Origin of the sequence: Vibrio chanodichtyis, assembly GCF_028863985.1 — a bacterium.
Taxonomy (GTDB): domain Bacteria; phylum Pseudomonadota; class Gammaproteobacteria; order Enterobacterales; family Vibrionaceae; genus Vibrio; species Vibrio chanodichtyis.
The window spans coordinates 87,551-105,310 of the sequence record NZ_JARBFT010000002.1 but is presented as its reverse complement, the minus strand read 5'-3'; the positions used below and the strand labels follow the sequence as shown (position 1 = coordinate 105,310).

Here is a 17,760-nt window from a genome sequence, read left to right as displayed (position 1 = left end):
GATGATCCTAAGCTTGAGTAAATAATGGTGAGGTTATCCCCTTCCTACTTGAAGCTGCAGCGGTGTTGGTGACGTTGGTTCACCCCAATCACATAGTTTGCCTATGCTCATGGGGACTCACTCACTTGCCGCCTACCTGCAACTCCAAGTTGTTTGGGTATAGCATTATCTGGCGATATTTGCTGTGTCAATACTACACCAATATGGGCAAAACTTACTCAATCGTAGCAAATATTGCTTGGGGGACATTTGTGGTCAACTCAAATGGTTGCGGCAACCAGCGGCTGCCGCTTTCAGGACTGAATCAGTAAGGCTATTTTTCGGCGTATTTCTCTAAACTTAACACTAATCCAATCGCGGCCAGCATCAGGATCACGGCTAACATCCACTGTGATGGTTGAGCAGTGAGTGCTTCAAACTCAAATGGAGAGAGATTACGTTGCAATAACGGCACTGGTTGACCTTGTGAATTGATCTGCCAAGAGAGGGTTTGTTTCCAAGGCCAGATCATTGGTAAGGTGCCGAGCATCAGCCCAGTGAGGAAGGTTAAGGTAATATCGCGGTAATAGCGCAGTAGCCAAGTGAGCAGATGAGAAAAGCAGAGTAGGCCGCTCACACATCCAGTTAAAAACAGTGCCAGAATATCCAGTTGGAACGTTTTAACCGCATTGAGAATCGGAGTATACATACCGATCAACAGCAAAATAAAACTGCCAGAAATACCAGGCAAAATCATGGCACAAATCGCAATTGCGCCACAAATCAGCACATTAAAATAAGTGGGTTCAAGGTTTAACGGTTTCAGTACCGTAATGCCATAGGCGAAAATAACGCCCGCTATTAACCAAACGGCACGTGATAGTGTCTTACGCTCGATTTGCCGTAGTATATGCCATACGGAGACCACAATCAGCCCAAAGAAAAATGACCAAATCGGGATCGGATGAGTGGCTAATAACCAAGAAATCAGCTTCGCTAACGTTGCTATACTGGTCAAAATGCCGGCAAATAGCGAAATCAGAAACCACAAATTGATGTGACGAATGACACCTGCCAAGCCTTGTTGTTTCCATACCGAGAATAAAGAAGGGTTAATGCGTCGAATGCTTTCCAGTAGCGTATCGTAAATTCCGGTAATAAAGGCGATGGTACCACCGGAAACCCCCGGCACAACATCGGCTGCGCCCATGGCGAGTCCCTTTAAATAGGTGATCAAGTAGTTCATTGTGTTTCCTGCCGATTGGATAAGAGCGCCATTATACCTGCTCTTGCGCTACTTGCAGCTGCACTTTTTCTGCTGTCTTGTTTTTAATAAACGGGCTTATCAAAAATCTGCTTGAGAGTTGTGATTAGCTATTGTTGGCTATTTTGAGTACTATCTCACACTATTTTCATTGATTAATTTATAGATAATTAGCATTCAATGGAAATTTGTCGGTTCAATATCATTGCTTTATATCGCCATTTGGCGGTTTATTAGAGGATAACTATCGCACTGGATTGATGTTGTGTTTTTGCGTCGCCAAGTTGGTTAAGACGCTCGCTTATCAAGGAGAGATGAGCTTGAAAATAAAAGAGGTACTATGAATCAAATCATTTCCATTGGAGCATTAGAGTCTTTTCTGATTGCTATCAGCGTCCTGTTTTTAGGTCACTTTATTAATCGCAAATTGCCGATTTTAACCAAGTTTAATATTCCTGAGCCGATTGTTGGTGGTTTAGTGGTTGCCTGTGTGATCACTGCCTTGCACTTCCATGGAATCGATATGGAGTTCTCATTACCACTACAAAATGTCTTTATGTTGATGTTTTTTAGCACTGTGGGACTGGCGGCCAACTACACCCAATTGATCAAAGGTGGGGCAAAAGTGTTCCTATTTCTGGCGGTGGCATCACTGTTTATTTTGATCCAAAACGGCATCGGGGTTTCGTTGGCGGTTGGGTTAGGATTAGATCCCTTGTTGGGCTTGATTGCCGGTTCGATAACCTTATCCGGTGGACACGGTACGGGTGCGGCTTGGGCAAATACGTTTTCAGAAAATTATGGTTTAACCAACACCTTAGAAATCGCGATGGCCTCGGCAACCTTTGGGTTGATTATCGGTGGCATTATCGGTAGCCCTGTGGCACAAAAATTGGTCGATAAACACGGTATTGAATCTGAGTATGGGCGTGGGACACAAACCCACGCGCGTTTCCCAGAGTTGGTGACCTATAACGATGATGAAGAAGATAAAGTCACCGCCAAAAAGGTGATTGAAATTCTGTTTATCTTGTTGATATGTGTTACAGGGGCGAAATATCTAGAGGCGTGGGTGAAAACCTTTGAGATCCGTTGGTTGATGATCCCAGATTTTGTCTACGCTTTGTTTATCGGTGTATTCATCACCAATCTGTTGCAAGTGACTAAGCTGCGTAAAGTGGATGCTGAAACCGTTGATATTTTAGGTACGGTTTCTCTATCGCTGTTTTTGGCTATGGCGCTAATGAGCCTTAAATTGTGGAATATTTTTGATTTAGCGCTGCCATTTTTGGTGATATTGAGCATTCAATCGGTGGTGTTAGGGATTTTTTGCTATTTTGTGACCTTTAAAGTGATGGGTGCGAACTACGATGCCGCTGTAATTTCAGCAGGCCATTGTGGTTTTGGCCTCGGTGCAACTCCAACCGCGGTGATGAATATGGGGTCGGTGGTGAAACGTTTTGGCCCTTCACCTCAAGCCTTTATGGTGGTGCCGATCGTAGGGGCTTTTTTTATCGATATTGTTAATTTAATTATTTTACAAGGGTTTATCTCATTTTTGGCTTAAGCCAGAGGTAACGCTTTAAATTATGTTATTGACGGCCAAGGAGTCAGCATGAAAAACACTGTGTACCATGATGTGGATCATCACTGTTATCGAGTGGTATTAGAGGGTGATTATCAGGCCGTGGTGAGCTATCAGTACCAAGATCAGCAAGCCAACGTGTTGTACATTACCTCAACCCGAGTGCCGGATGAAATGCAAGGTAAAGGCTATGGTTCGGTGATGATGGAGAGTGTATTGCCCGAAATTGAGCGTGCTGGTTTAACGATTGTGCCGGTGTGCAGCTATGTGGCGCATTATCTTGAGCGTCACCCGCAATGGCAGCATTTACGCCACCGTGCCACAACGGAATGATCGATCGGTGACCCAGTATCTACATCGCTAATGTAAGATAATTAGCCAAAGGAAAATCGCCGCGCATCGGCGCGGCGATGACACAGAGTGATAACAGCCAGTGTGATAATCACTAGCTTGGACAATACCGCCACTTACTCAACACAAACTTGATTGCGGCCGTTGGCTTTGGCGCGATATAGGGCTTTATCTGCACGATAGAAGGTACGCTGAGTATTTTCCCCTTCACGGTGCAGAGTAATACCAATACTGACGGTTAAGCCACGTTCGCCAAGAATGTCTTGCCATGCAAAATTAAAAATACTCTGGCGGTAGATTTCGGCATGTTTATGCGCGACCTCAGGGGTGACGTTTTCCAAAATCACCAGAAACTCTTCACCACCAAACCGCACACAAGAGGCTCCGCGGAACTTAAAATAGCGGCTCAGTTCACTGGATACATTGACGATCGCTTTGTCGCCTACCAAGTGACTGAGCTCATCGTTGATCGATTTAAAATGGTCAATATCCACCACTAAAAAAGCAAACGGCGTTTCATGCAGCAGCAGATCTTTGAGCTTCATATCTAGCCAACGGCGGTTATGCAGCTTAGTGAGAGGGTCACTGAACACATCCTGTTGCAACTGTAATACAGTATTTTTCTGGTTCTCGGTGGTTTCTTTTAGCTCGCGGTTTTCCAATTCAGACAGGATCAGTTTGAGTTGTAGCGCAAAGCGTGACAGACGACGCAATTGGATCGCACCTAACTCGCCGATCGGGATCTGTTTCATCAGATGGTTTTCAATCTGAAAGGCTTTTTTCTCATAAACTAGCGCGGTTTGGTATGTTCCTTCCAATTCAAGCACTTCACTGAATGCTTGGTATAAGCGCATCTCAAGAAAAGGTGAGTGAATATTTTTTAAACGTTTTTCACTATTGCTGAGCAGTAAGATTGCAAGATGTGCTTTGCCCACTCTGGATAGGCAATGCGCTAACTCGATACGAAGCATACACATCAGCCAGTCTGATGGCGTTAATGAGGACGAGTATTGTGCATTGGCTAGGGTAAGCATGGCTTGGCTGACTTTACCTTGCTGTAAATACAGCTTGGCTTGATAAAGCATGATTTGCCCAGTCAGTAATTTATCGCTGACTAAAATACTCAACTCTTCGCATTCTTTGATCAGATTATTGGCGATGGCAAAACGGCCAAGGTTGATATAGCAAGCCAGTAAATAGAGTTTGTAGCGCAGACGCAACGCACGACTGGAGATCGCATGATCAATACTGTCAATTTTTTGGTAATAGCGCAGGGCTCGATTGTGATCACCATAAGCGTCACACAAATTACCCATCCCGATCACTGCACGTACGTAGTCATCAATCATGCCGTGTTCAACCGCAATATTTGAAATCGCCACATATTCTGACAGTGCTGCCACATATTCGCCGAGATCGAGCAGTCGCTCACTTAAACTGTGTTTGACCGAGAGTAACAACTTAAGGTCGGAGGGCAATTCCAGTAAGGCAAGTGCAGCGCGTAGCTCTTCAACACTGGTGTGCCACTGTTTCATTTCACGGTGATATTCGGCACTGATGATGTAGCTCTGTGCGCGCTCTTGGGATGAGGTGGCGACATGCTGGCGCACATGGTTCCAGAAATGAATCGCCTCTTCCCCTGTTACCGTAGTGGCATCCAGTCCAGCTTGTTTAATTTTATTCAGCAGGCGTTCCATACACCTTTTTCCTGTGTTTGGCTCTCAATCAACTGCTCCAATGTAAATGGAAAGGAGAGAATATCTTGCAGTGTAATTTGCGGGAGTGGGCCGTCTAATCCTTTGCGGTACCATGGGTAAATTTCAATCATCTTGCTCATCACTTCAAATATCGCTATCGCGGCATCCCCTTTCTCTGCCAGTAGTAAGCCGAGGCGATCACTGCTCAGTCGAGCTAGTAGATCTTGTGGGGCACACAGCGAATGAAGGACTTCGGTACAGACATCGATATAGTTTGGATTGGGATGCAGAATGACTATCACGGCATGATTGGACTTTTTCAACTCGGTTTTGAACAGTACCAACTGCTCCCACCAATAGGTTTCGGACACTACATTGGAGAGATGCTTTTCCGGGTTGAATTCGTGTTGACCACGTATGCGGTTGATCAGTTTACGCGCGCGTTGTTCAAGCTGACGTTTTGATGAGTGGGCTTTGTCCATCCCGACGCGGATTGTTTGCTCACGCAGCATCATTACGGTGTAGCGGCGGTATTTTTTAAAGGCAATCAAAGCGGCTTGAGCATCACCATGTTCTTCTGCCACGCGCGATTGCTGATAACAGATTTGTGATAGCAGTTCACCGTTATCAAACGAGCTGGCAACTTTTTCGGCCTTATTTAACCATTCAGTGGCGGCTGAAAAATTTTTACGCAGCAGTTCTAAACGTGCGCGGCTAATAAACGAGTGAGCTTGCATCCAAGTCAGATTATTGGCAACGGCGAGTTCATGTGCTTTGCGTGTGGCTTGCTCTGCATCGTCAATGCGCTCTAAACCAAGCAGTGCCAAGCCTCTAAAATCCCACACTTCGGCTTGCCAAGTTACGTTGCCGTGATTTTGCAGCGCTTCTTCCGCACCATCGAGTACAGTCAACATTTCGACATATTGTTTAAGGAGATAGAGATCCCATGCGTATAAAATTCGCGCTTTGCCTTCAAGCCACTCAATACGGGTATTATTAGCAACTTTAATCGCCAGTTGATGGGTGGTACAGGCGAGTTGATGCTCATTGGTGATCCGCCAGATATTACCTAGACCAATCAGACACTCAATCTCAATTTCCGGCTCATCAATCAGTGCTGATTGTTCTAAGGCATTAATCCAGAACTGCTGCGCAGTATAGTATTTAGCTTGTCCCCAGTAATGCAGCGCATGAATGTGCAGAATTTCTGGTAAACAATGATCAATATCGAGGTTACCTTGGCTATGATAGGCTTCTTTGATGAATTTCAGTCCTGCCCGGTAGTCCATCTTGCACCACAAGCAGCGTGAGATGATGATCAACAGTTCGATGATGGCAGTGGTAAAATGGATCTGCCGAGCACGAATCAAACACTGCTCAGCTTGAACCAATACCTTCTCTGGCTCAGCTTCAATGTTTGCTCTGAGCTGTTCAATTTCTATTTCAAGCAGAGATTGATGGTTGTCCAAAATACCGTCGTCCTTAGGCGATTTGATGCTCATAATGGCAAGCCATTATAGGAGCCAAGTCGCTATTAAACACGAAGTTAGGCCAAACATCGGACACATTTATCATCTGATTAGATAATAATTAGTGTTACCTCACACTATGCTATTTGAGTCACTTAGGTGAACGGTTTGTTTCCTACTATAGATCTTATATTTGTAGATATTGTCACTATAAATCAGTACTGGAGATCAGAATGCCGAATCCCCCTCTCAAAATTGGTGTGAGTGCTTGTCTGCTTGGTGCCAAAGTCCGTTTCGATGGTGGGCATAAAATTAGCCGTTTTATTACCGATGAATTGGCACGTTATGCAGAATTTGTATCTGTGTGCCCTGAAATGGGGATGGGGTTGCCAGTACCGCGGCCAACATTACGGCTTATTTCAGAAAACCAGCGCATCCGGTTGGTGGAAACCAAAGATGGAGTTCGCGACCACACCGAGGCGCTGGAAAATTATGCGCAGCATAAAATTGCCGAACTGTCTGATAGCAAGCTTTGCGGCTATATCGTGTGTGCTAAATCGCCCAGTTGTGGTATGGAACGGGTGAAAGTGTATAAGAATAATGGCTCAGAAAAAGAAGGGGTTGGAATTTATACCCGAATTTTGCTTGAAAAAATGCCGTGGCTACCGGTCGAGGAAGATGGCCGCTTACATGACCCGGTATTGTGCGAAAATTTTATTACCCGCATCTACTGTTTGCACGATTTTTATACCCATTTAGGCGAGGCAGCAAGTGCCAAAAAAGTGGTGGATTTTCACTCTCGATACAAACTGATGTTAATGGCCCATCATCCACAATCGTACCAAATGTTAGGACAGTTAGTGGCGCAGGTGAAACAGTATTCGCTTGAGACTTTTATCCAACAGTATCGTTTGGGTTTAATGCAAGCGCTGACTCAGCGTGCCAGCCGCAAAAATAACACCAACGTTTTAATGCATCTGCAAGGTTACTTTAAGCGTGTGCTTAACCCGCTGCAAAAAGCTGAACTGTCGCAAGTGATTGAGAGTTATCGCATCGGTGAGTTGCCTTTGCTCGCGCCACTGACGTTGCTAAAACACTACCTAGTATTGTATCCAGATGCCTATTTGGCCCAGCAACGCTATCTCAATCCTTATCCTGCAGAATTAAAACTGCGCTATGGTTTATGAAAGACTGCACGATTTCATCGCACAACATTAAGGTATTGGTATGCAATTGGTTTGGTTTCGTCGTGATCTGCGCAGTATGGATAACACCGCGCTTAACGCCGCTCTCGCCACTGGTGAGCCAGTCGTGGCGCTCTATATAGCGACTCCGGAGCAGTGGCAGAAGCACCATTTAGCACCGATACAAGCGGATTTTATCTGGCGGCGTTTATCCGTATTGCAGCAGGAGCTTACTGCGCTGAATGTGCCACTGTTGTACCAACAAGTGGACGATTTTAACGCGGCAGCCAATGTGGTCACTCAGTTAGCTAGCGCGCTCAATGTGACACACGTATTTGCCAATCGAGATTATGAGTTTGATGAGCAACAACGTGATCAGCGTACCGCACAAGCTTTGGCTAAGGTCGGGATATTGTGGTCTGCATCAGACGATAAATGTTTATTCGCGCCCGGTAGCGTGCTGACTCAACAAGGGCAATTATTTAAGGTGTTCACTCCTTTTAAGCGTCGTTGGCTCGCACTATTGCAACCGCCACGCATCAGCAAAACTCTCCCCGCACCTGCATGGTCACTGCCGAGTGAATTGAGTGCTTGGCTTTGGCATCCACAGCAAGCGTTTGGTTATCCAAGAGTGGACAGCTCGGCGTGGCCGGTTGATAGTCTGAGCTTGCATCGTCAGTTACACACTTTTTGCGGCGAGCGAGTACAGGATTATCACCAATCGCGTGATTTTCCAGCTCGTGATGGTACCAGTATGCTTTCACCGTATTTGGCGAACGGTGCATTATCGGTACGTCAGTGTGTGGCGAGCTTATTTGCTGAGTCATCTATTGGCGTGTTAAGCGAAGGTGGGCAAGTTTGGTTGAATGAGCTGATTTGGCGAGAGTTTTATCAGCATTGGGTGGCTATCGATCCTCATCTTTCGAAAAGTGATGATTTTCAGCCATGGGCAGCTCGCCTTGAGTGGTGGAATGAGGATGAGAAGTTTAGCCGCTGGTGTGAGGGCTGCACAGGCTACCCAATCATTGATGCAGCGATGCGTCAACTCAATCAAACCGGGTGGATGCACAATCGACTTCGTATGTTGGTCGCCAGTTTTTTAACCAAAGATTTGCATATTGATTGGCGTTGGGGTGAGCGTTATTTTATGAGTCGTTTAATTGATGGTGATTACGCAGCCAACAATGGTGGCTGGCAGTGGAGCGCTTCTACAGGTTGTGATGCACAACCGTATTTTCGGATTTTTAACCCGGTGAGTCAGAGTGAAAAATTTGATCCCAATGGGGATTTTATTCGCCGTTGGGTACCAGAGCTGCGTAGCGTAGCCGGTAAAGATATTCATCAACCGTGGGTGTGTTCGGCTGTCAATAGCGTGTCATATCCAGCGCGACTGGTTGATCATCAACAGGAAAGAGCAGTAACCTTACATCTTTATAAAATAGCGAAGGGATGATCAGCATTATGTGGCGCAAATTTTGGGCAATCAGTTGTACATTGGTGGTCAGTTGGCATGCCACTGCTGCCGTGTTTGATCTGCCTGTCGAAGGCAGTAGTATCGTCGGCAATACGCAGTACCACGAGATCCAGAAAGGTGAAATCTTAGCTGATATTGCGAAACAATATGAGATCGGTTTTTTAGCCTTGATGGCGGCCAATCGTGGCGTTGACCCATTTTTGCCACAACAAGGGTTTGTATTAGCAATTCCAGCTCAGGTTATTTTGCCAAAAGTGGCTTATGAGGGCATAGTGATCAACCTGGCTGAATTACGTCTCTACTATTTCCGCCCCGATCTGGGCAAAGTGTATATTTTCCCAGTGGGGATTGGCCGGATTGGGCGTGATACTCCAGTGATGCAAACCTCAATTAGTAGTAAGCGCAAGGCCCCGACTTGGACTCCTCCCGCCTCCATTCGTAAAGAATATCTCGCAAAAGGTATTGATCTGCCGGCTGTCGTTCCGGCTGGGCCAGATAATCCGCTTGGTGAATATGCGATGCGTCTGGCTTATGGGCCCGGGGATTATTTGATCCATGGCACCAACAAAGATTTTGGTATCGGCATGCGGGTGAGTGCTGGCTGTATTCGTATGGAACCGAAAGATATTGAATGGCTATTTCAGCAAGTTGAACGGGGCGAGAAAGTACGCATCATTAATGAACCGATAAAAGTGGCGTTAGAGCCAGATCGCAGCGTATTTATTGAAGTACATGAACCTCTGACCCGCAGTAATGGCGTAAAAACTGAATTAGTCATACCGCAAGAGCTCAGTTGGTGGTTAGCTGAGCACCAAATTTCTGATGCGAAAGCTCGCGCCGCGGTTTTAGCTCAAAATGGCGTGCCAGTTGAAATCGCCCCAGCACAGTGGGATTTGTTAGCGCAGTAATCCGATGTTCAAAGTGTGATCAAAAAAAGAAAGAGCCAGCAATCGCTGGCTCTTGTTCATTCGAGTGATCACTCAATGCTTATTTAGTATAAGACTGAGCAATGTTGTCGATACGTTCATTAGCGCGTGCGGCTTCTTCTTGTGCTGATTTCGCTGCGTTGGTTGCTTGATCCACTTTTGATGACAGTGCCGCAACTTGTGAGTTCAGTTCGCTGACCTGAGTGCTGATTTCATTCATTTTTGCAGTGCTAGCTTCATCAGGACCAGAGGCGCAACCGGCTAATAGAAGTACAGAAGACGCTGCTGCTGCGATTAACATCTTGTTCATAGAGAACTCCTTAAACTTTTAAACTTAGTAATTCGGTATCAGTTACAGTTACGTCCTATACTTGTGAGAAATTTCAATAAGGACAATCAGATTGTAGTCGCTATTTGGTATAAAACTAGTCTTGAAAAGTAAAATTTTTCCAATAATTTGACAAAGAATCAACAAATTGGCTTGGTGCTCAATCCTGAATGGATGATTGTGTTTTTTTTATTCAGCAAACTGATGGGTTGACGGATTATTTGCTGGCTTGACTATCTATAAATAGACGATTTGCGCTATGATAGCGGACTTTTTCGTGATCTCGTTGACACTTTAAAATATAACCAAAGATGGAGAATACTTTGCAATTCAAAGATTTAGGCTTAGACAATCGCTTACTGAAAAATTTAGCGCATTACAATTTCAAACAAGCGACAGAGATCCAACAGCAGGCGATTCCGTTAATCATTGCCGGACGAGATTTGTTGGCTTCATCTAAGACCGGTTCAGGCAAAACCTTAGCCTTCGTGTTGCCGATGTTACACAAATCTTTAAAGACCAAAGCGTTTTCTGCCAAAGATCCACGTGGGATCATTTTGGTGCCGACCCGTGAGTTGGCTAAACAAGTGTATGGTGAGCTACGTTCAATGCTCGGTGGTTTAAGCTATACCGCGACGTTGATCACTGGTGGTGAAAATTTTAACGATCAAGTCAAAGCGTTAGCGCGTGGTCCGCGCTTTATTGTCGCGACACCGGGGCGTCTTGCCGATCACCTTGATCACCGTTCGCTGTTCCTCGAAGGGTTGGAAACCTTGGTGTTGGATGAAGCGGATCGTATGCTTGATTTAGGCTTTGCTAAAGAGCTGCGTCGTATTCATCATGCAGCCAAGCACCGCCGCCGTCAAACTTTGATGTTCTCTGCCACTTTAGATCACGCTGATGTGAATGATATGGCGATGGAGCTGCTTAATGAACCGAAGCGGATTGCGATTGGAGTTGGCAGTGCCGAACATAAAGACATTACCCAGCATTTTTACCTATGCGATCATCTTGATCACAAAGAAGCTCTATTAGATCGTATTTTGGCGGATGCTGACTATCGCCAAGTGATCATCTTCACGGCAACTCGTGTTGATACCGATCGCCTGACCGAAAAGCTCAACCAGCATAACCTGAAAGCAGTGGCACTGAGTGGTAACCTTAATCAGGCTCAGCGTAATACCATCATGAGCCAATTTGAACGTACGGTGTTTAAGATCCTAGTGACGACCGATGTGGCTTCGCGTGGTCTTGATATTCCATCGGTAACCCATGTGATCAACTTTGATATGCCAAAGCATACTGAAGAGTATGTGCACCGGATTGGTCGTACCGGCCGCGCGGGTAATAAAGGTGATGCGATGTCACTAGTGGGGCCGAAAGATTGGGATAGTTTCAAACGAGTCGAAGCTTTTTTACAACAAGAGCTGCAGTTTGAAGTACTCGAAGGTTTAGCCGGTAAGTTTAAAGGTTTAAAACCGCGCCAAACTACGCCAAAAGCAACACCTAAGCAGCGTGTCACCAAAATCAAAGCGCCGACTAAAGCCAGCAAACCCGCCGCGCGTGATAAAAGTTTTTACCGCAATGTTGCGGTGGGCGATGCGGTGTTTATTCCGAAAAAGAAAGTGGCAGCCCAGCCAGAAACTGATCAAGAAGATGCCGTGGAATAAAGTTAGAGGTTTGGCCGAGTCGGAGGTTAGCGCTGATTGGCCAAGATTATCGGCATCGCTGTCGGCACTCTAGCGCGACGAGTGCAGCGCCAAGGATCGATATTTGATGATACCCCTTACATGACGAATGTAAGGGGTATCGTCTATTATGGTCTTAGCATGGATAACATCTCATGTATCAAGCGTGGGTGGTAATACGATAATTTTGATGATCGGCGATCCTAACGGCGCGAACTGACTGATGTTGGATGACGTTATTGACGACAAAAGCTGACGACAGAAGCTGAGGTGTCATACAGGGTTCAATTAACTGAAACATAATTGTCATATTTACCGCCTAAAGTGAGCCTCGTTCAACTGAAACGCAACGGCAACCCAGCCACTTATAGGAAATTTGTGATGAAAAAGACAGTAATCGGTGCTATCGCTCTTATGGGCGCACTTGCAGTAAATCCAGTTATGGCGAAAGAGACAATTTCAGCAGTGGGCTCGAGCAGTGTTACTCCGCTGATGGAAGTATTTTCTGAAACGTACGCAAAAAACAATCCTGAAGTATTCATTGAAGTTCAAGGCCCAGGCTCTTCAGCGGGCATCAAAGCTGCTAAAAATGGCAGTGCTCATTTTGGTATGTCATCACGTAATCTGAAAGATTCAGAAAAAGAGCCAGCGCTGATTGAAGAAGCGATTGCTCTGGATGGTATCGCGGTGGTGGTTCACCCAAGCAATGCAGTGAAAGGTTTAACCTCTGAGCAAGTTTCTCAAATCTATAAAGGCGAAGTGACTAACTGGAAACAAGTGGGTGGCGAAGACAAGCCTATCGTTGCAATCACTCGTGATACCGCTTCTGGTACTCGTGGTGCATTCGAAGACATCATGGCACTGAAAAAGAAAGTGGCAGATAAAGAAGTTTCAGCGATTTCACAACGTGCACAAGTAGCAAACGGTAACGGCGCACTGAAAACTATGGTCGCTTCAAACCCTTACGCTATCGGTTACATCTCTTTGGGTACCGTTGATAGCTCAGTGCACGCGCTAGCGGTAAACGGTGTTGAAGCAAGCGTTGATAACGTGAAAAACGGCACTTACCAAGTTTCTCGCCCATTCCTAGTGCTTTACATGCAAGGTAAGCCATCTGCTGCAGCTCAGAAATTCCTAGATTGGATGCTGTCAGATGAAGCACAACAGATTGTAGCCGCAAAAGGTTACATCACCGCTAAGTAATACGTTTTACCCTCTTTGCCCGACCCGATTTGGGTCGGGTACTTTGTTTTGAACGACATCCGTTCGATAGGTGATTTATGACCATCGCAACCAATAGTGACAAGCTTATGGATAATACCTCTATACGTGGTCTGCGTGAGCAGCGACGTGTTGACTGGAAAGAACGTATCTTTCACGGTTTGTTTCTGACCAGTGCCGTGATCGGCATTGTTTCTCTTGCCATCATCGCGTACTTCATTGTTCGTGAAAGTATCCCAGCGTTCCAAGAAGCTGGCGTGTCAGGCATTGTGCTTGGCCAAGATTGGCTCCCTCCTGCACTGTACGGTGTCGCGACTATGATTGTCGCTTCTGTCGTATCAACCTTTGGTGCGGTGATTGTTGGGGTGCCAGTTGGGGTACTGACCGCCATTTTTATTGCTGAAGTTGCTCCGAAACGGGTGGCGGACGTGATCCGCCCAGCAGTTGAACTGCTTGCGGGCATTCCTTCGGTGGTTTACGGCTTCTTCGGTTTAGTAATTATTGTACCGCTGATCCAAAATGTGTTTCAGGTTCCAGCCGGTAACACCATTTTGGCGGGGATTATCGTGCTTGGCGTGATGATTCTACCGACGGTGATCACGGTATCGGAAACCTCGATTCGTGCGGTTCCTCGCGCCTACAAAGAAGGCTCATTAGCACTCGGTGCATCGAGCATTTACACCATCTTTAAACTCCTAGTTCCTGCAGCTCGCTCTGGGATCATGACTGGCGTGATCTTAGGCATCGGCCGTGCGTTAGGTGAAACGATGGCGATCATCATGGTGATGGGTAACGCCCCTGCCATGCCGGAAGGTTTGCTGGATGCAGCACGCACCTTAACCGCCAATATTGCGATTGAAATGTCCTACGCAAGCGGTATTCATGCTAATGCGCTGTACGCGACTGGCGTAGTGCTACTGGTGTTCATCATGATGTTGAACGCGGCATTGTTGTACTTGAACCGTGAGAAAGCGAGGTAATGGGCATGGATCGTGTAAAACTAAAACAGGCGCGTGAGTTTAAAGATAATGTGCTGCGTGCGTTCATCTGGATTTCAGCGGCATTGACGGTCGGTTTCCTGTTCTGGATCATCTGGTACATTTTGTCTAACGGTTTGCAACACGTTAACTGGAAATTCATTACCGATAACTACACCCATACTGGCGATGAACACGGCATTTTCCCGATGATCGTGGCGACGCTCTACATGGTGGTTGCCTCAATTGCGGTGGCGGCACCTATCGGTATCATGACCGCGATTTATCTGACTGAATACGCCAAAGTCGGCAGTCGTTTAGTCAAAATCATTCGTTTTTGTACCGAATCGCTAGCGGGTATTCCATCGATCATTTTTGGTCTGTTTGGTATGACCTTCTTCGTCGCAATTTTGGGGCTAGGTTTCTCGATACTCTCTGGTGCGTTAACCCTGAGTATCCTGATTTTACCGGTGATCATCCGTACCACCGAAGAAGCGTTGATGTCGGTGCCACAGACCTATCGTGAAGGTTCTTATGGTGTCGGTGCTTCAAAAATTTACACTATCCGTCGGCTGATTTTGCCCAGTGCAATGCCGGGGATTTTAACTTCTGTTATTTTGAGTATTGGCCGTGTGATTGGTGAATCGGCTCCGGTGTTTTTGACTGCAGGTATGGTGGCACGTATTCCGAACTCTCTGCTTGATTCGGGACGTACCTTAACCGTGCACTTATACAAGTTGACCACCGAGCTGTTTACTATCGAAGAGTGGAATCAAGCTTATGGCACCGCCACTGTACTGATTGTGGTGGTACTGCTGATCAACATGATCACCAAGTTAATTGCCAAACGATTCAATACTGCGACTTACTAAGCCATTGACAGAATTTAGAGATAATCCAATGAAAACGACCAAATTTAATATTGAAAACCTTGATCTGTTCTACGGTGAAAACCAAGCGCTGAAGTCGATCAACCTGCCGATCCCAACTCGTCAAGTGACGGCGCTGATTGGCCCTTCGGGCTGTGGTAAATCAACCTTACTGCGCTGCTTGAACCGCATGAATGACTTGATTGAAGGGGTGAAAATTACCGGCAAACTGACCATGGATGGCCAAGATGTGTATGGCAATATCGATGTCTCTGATTTGCGCATTCGCGTTGGTATGGTATTCCAAAAGCCGAACCCATTCCCGATGAGTATTTATGAAAACGTGGCGTATGGCCTGCGTGCGCAAGGCATCAAAGATAAAAAATATCTTGATCAAGTGGTTGAGCGTTCACTGCGTAGCGCGGCGTTGTGGGATGAAGTGAAAGATCGCCTGAAATCTCACGCCTTTGGTCTCTCTGGTGGTCAGCAACAGCGTTTATGTATTGCGCGTACCATTGCGATGGAGCCGGATGTGATTTTGATGGATGAGCCGACTTCGGCACTCGATCCGATCGCGACCCATAAAATTGAAGAGTTGATGGAAGATCTGAAAAAGAACTACACCATCGTGATCGTGACCCACTCAATGCAGCAAGCGCGCCGTATCTCAGATCGCACCGCTTTCTTCTTAATGGGTGAGTTGGTTGAACACGATGAAACCCAAGTTATCTTCAGTAATCCACGTGATGATCGCACGCGTGGTTACGTTAACGGTGACTTTGGCTAATCAATACTGGTGAATTATAACTATAAGCGATGGTAAATTTTGCCCCTCAATGAGGGGCTTTTTTATGGCCGCTTTTCATCCCAACCATAAACCAAGCTCGCGATGAGCCATTTGCGCTGACTACTACCAACAAAACCTCACTCGCTGAGTTTATTGGCCGGTTAAGTGAGCGACCCTCTCAATCTTGGCATAAAAAAAGCGCCATCGTAATGGCGCGGATTAAAGAGTGATCTAGCGACTAGAACAGCAGATGAGCGACGGCGGCAATCACAGGTAAAGTGATCAAGGTACGCAAAATGAAAATCACAAACAGTTCGAAAATATTGACTGGAATACGGCTGCCAAGCAGCAATGCCCCCACTTCCGACATGTAGATAAGCTGAGTGACCGACATTGCCGCAATCACAAAACGGGTCATCTCATTATCGATTGAGGCGGCTAAAATCGCAGGGATAAACATATCGGCGAAACCAACCACAATGGTTTTTGACGCGGCGGCGGCTTCTGGGATGCCGAGCAGCTCTAAAAATGGGATAAACGGTTGACCAAGAATTGAAAATAGTGAAGTGTATTCTGCAATCACCAGTGCAATCGTACCAAGCCCCATCACGACAGGTAGTACGCCAAACACCATATCTACTGCATTACGCACGCCTTCCGCCAGCACCACTTTCACTGAGCGTACTTTAGCTGCTTTGGCCAGTGCCAGCTCTAAGCCCCAAGAAAACGCACTATGGCCAGTAGGGATGGCGCCTGCATCAGGATGTGGCTGAGTGCCATCGATATAAACATCTTTTTTCCATGCCAAAGGCGGGAGGCGAGGGATCACGATTGCCGCCACAAAACCAGCTAAACACACCGCACCATAAAAGGGTAAAAACAGATGCTCCAGCTCAACTTGTGCAATCACCACTAAACTGAATGTGATGGAAACCGCCGAAAAAGTTGTGCCGACGACGGCAGCTTCACGCTGGGTATAAAACTTACCCTCATACTGCTTGCTGGTGAGTAGAATCCCGACACTACCGTCACCCAGCCAAGAAGCCATACAGTCAATCGCGCTACGACCTGGGAGGTTAAAGATAGGACGCATCACTTTGCTCAGTAGGCTACCGAGTAGTTCCAATAAGCCGAAGTTGAGCAGCAAAGGCAGCAGTAGCCCTGCAAAAATAAACACCGAAAATAGAGTTGGCAGCAAACCTTCTAGCACTAAACCGCCAGTATTTTCTTCCCAAATCGCTTGTGGACCGATTTGGAAGAAGGTCATGATCACCGCTGCGCCACCGATTACCCGCACCGCTAACCAAAGCCAAGATGGGTTAAACAAACTGTTTAAGAATGGGCGTTGCATAATCCAGCGTGGTTGAAACAACTTACTGAGCACAGAAGCGATCGCCATAAAGGCAATGATAGTGGTGACGATGGTCACCAAAGAATCATCTAATAGCGCTTGCATCGACTTCGCTAATACCGCAACCGGAATGGTTAACGAACCATCATAACGAATGGGGGCCATAAACAAAAAAAGCCCGATCAGCGAAGGGATCAGGAATACCCACAGATGGGCAGAATTTGGATTAACTGGTGGCTTTAAGGTTTGCGCATTATCTTGCATGTGTTGTCTCTATCAATGCTGCGTCATCACGACGCACTGTGCTGTTGAAAGTTGCCACACCCTGGCATAAACATTCACTGAATGTCCGTATTTAATCAGTGGCGGCAAGAATATCTATTTTCGACTACCTTCGCAATACTATTCATTTATTTTGGGTATGCATTCAAATTAAATGGCAGATGTTTTTATCTTGAACAGAGTTTTGTCTATTAATGGTTAATCTTGATGGTGAAGGTGTTACTGACTGGTGAAGATCACCACTGGCATTACGATGGTTTTTCCAATCCTGACAATTAAAAAGCCCTCCGAGTTTAGAGGGCTTGGTGATCTTTGGTTCGCTGCCGAT

At 46.2% G+C, this 17,760-nt stretch carries 14 protein-coding genes and 1 pseudogene; 10 read left to right on the top strand and 5 right to left on the bottom strand.

All coding sequences use genetic code 11. The features are described 5' to 3' along the window. Positions 1–313: 313 nt before the first annotated feature. On the bottom strand, positions 314–1,225 hold the full coding sequence (locus PUN32_RS02575) for a DUF368 domain-containing protein (RefSeq protein ID WP_274721635.1): 912 nt from the start codon (positions 1,223–1,225) through the stop codon (positions 314–316). Between the two features lie 358 nt (positions 1,226–1,583). Here PUN32_RS02575 and gltS point away from each other — a divergent pair, with 358 nt between their 5' ends. Together gltS and PUN32_RS02565 are read left to right on the top strand one after the other, a co-directional pair. Next, positions 1,584–2,810 (top strand): sodium/glutamate symporter, encoded by a 1,227-nt coding sequence (gene gltS, locus PUN32_RS02570; RefSeq protein ID WP_274721634.1) that lies wholly within the window; start codon positions 1,584–1,586, stop codon positions 2,808–2,810. Between the two features lie 48 nt (positions 2,811–2,858). Further along, positions 2,859–3,161: a GNAT family N-acetyltransferase gene (locus PUN32_RS02565; RefSeq protein ID WP_274721633.1), complete on the top strand. Its 303-nt coding sequence runs from the start codon at positions 2,859–2,861 to the stop codon at positions 3,159–3,161. Positions 3,162–3,295: 134 nt separating this feature from the next. Here the strand turns inward: PUN32_RS02565 and PUN32_RS02560 are convergent, their stop codons facing one another. Beyond that, positions 3,296–4,876, bottom strand: coding sequence for a GGDEF domain-containing protein (locus PUN32_RS02560; protein ID WP_274721632.1), 1,581 nt, complete (start codon positions 4,874–4,876; stop codon positions 3,296–3,298). Further along, a pseudogene (locus tag PUN32_RS02555) lies at positions 4,857–6,345 on the bottom strand (hypothetical protein). The gene PUN32_RS02560 and the pseudogene PUN32_RS02555 overlap by 20 nt, the downstream one beginning before the upstream one ends. A 233-nt stretch (positions 6,346–6,578) precedes the next feature. On the opposite strand from PUN32_RS02555, the gene PUN32_RS02550 reads away from it, so the two are divergent. Genes PUN32_RS02550 through PUN32_RS02540 form a run of 3 tightly spaced genes read left to right on the top strand, consistent with a single transcriptional unit; the run spans position 6,579 to position 9,911 of the window. Further along, positions 6,579–7,532 (top strand): YbgA family protein, encoded by a 954-nt coding sequence (locus PUN32_RS02550; protein ID WP_274721631.1) that lies wholly within the window; start codon positions 6,579–6,581, stop codon positions 7,530–7,532. 40 nt (positions 7,533–7,572) lie between these two features. Then, positions 7,573–8,982 (top strand): deoxyribodipyrimidine photo-lyase, encoded by a 1,410-nt coding sequence (gene phrB / locus PUN32_RS02545; protein WP_274721630.1) that lies wholly within the window; start codon positions 7,573–7,575, stop codon positions 8,980–8,982. Positions 8,983–8,990: 8 nt separating this feature from the next. Then, entirely contained in the window at positions 8,991–9,911 is a 921-nt protein-coding gene (locus tag PUN32_RS02540) for a L,D-transpeptidase family protein (protein ID WP_274721629.1), read from the top strand. A 79-nt stretch (positions 9,912–9,990) separates the two neighbouring features. On the opposite strand, the gene PUN32_RS02535 is transcribed toward PUN32_RS02540, so the two are convergent. Then, positions 9,991–10,239 carry an Lpp/OprI family alanine-zipper lipoprotein gene (locus tag PUN32_RS02535; protein WP_166015178.1) on the bottom strand — a complete coding sequence of 83 codons (249 nt, stop codon included), beginning with the start codon at positions 10,237–10,239 and terminating at the stop codon, positions 9,991–9,993. Positions 10,240–10,580: 341 nt separating this feature from the next. Here PUN32_RS02535 and PUN32_RS02530 point away from each other — a divergent pair, with 341 nt between their 5' ends. From PUN32_RS02530 to pstB, 5 genes are all read left to right on the top strand, one after another. Next, on the top strand, positions 10,581–11,927 hold the full coding sequence (locus PUN32_RS02530) for a DEAD/DEAH box helicase (protein ID WP_274721628.1): 1,347 nt from the start codon (positions 10,581–10,583) through the stop codon (positions 11,925–11,927). A 399-nt stretch (positions 11,928–12,326) separates the two neighbouring features. Beyond that, entirely contained in the window at positions 12,327–13,148 is an 822-nt protein-coding gene (locus tag PUN32_RS02525) for a phosphate ABC transporter substrate-binding protein (RefSeq protein WP_274721627.1), read from the top strand. A 77-nt stretch (positions 13,149–13,225) separates the two neighbouring features. After that, a complete protein-coding gene (gene pstC / locus PUN32_RS02520) occupies positions 13,226–14,146 on the top strand; it encodes a phosphate ABC transporter permease subunit PstC (RefSeq protein WP_166015175.1) in 921 nt (306 codons plus the stop codon). A 5-nt stretch (positions 14,147–14,151) separates the two neighbouring features. Next, positions 14,152–15,015 carry a phosphate ABC transporter permease PstA gene (pstA, locus tag PUN32_RS02515; RefSeq protein WP_166015174.1) on the top strand — a complete coding sequence of 288 codons (864 nt, stop codon included), beginning with the start codon at positions 14,152–14,154 and terminating at the stop codon, positions 15,013–15,015. Positions 15,016–15,043: 28 nt separating this feature from the next. Continuing rightward, on the top strand, positions 15,044–15,799 hold the full coding sequence (gene pstB, locus PUN32_RS02510) for a phosphate ABC transporter ATP-binding protein PstB (protein ID WP_240911952.1): 756 nt from the start codon (positions 15,044–15,046) through the stop codon (positions 15,797–15,799). A gap of 238 nt (positions 15,800–16,037) precedes the next feature. On the opposite strand, the gene PUN32_RS02505 is transcribed toward pstB, so the two are convergent. Next, the gene (locus PUN32_RS02505) at positions 16,038–17,414 is read right to left on the bottom strand and encodes a YjiH family protein (RefSeq protein ID WP_274721626.1); all 1,377 of its coding nucleotides are present in this window, start codon (positions 17,412–17,414) and stop codon (positions 16,038–16,040) included. Positions 17,415–17,760: the final 346 nt, after the last annotated feature.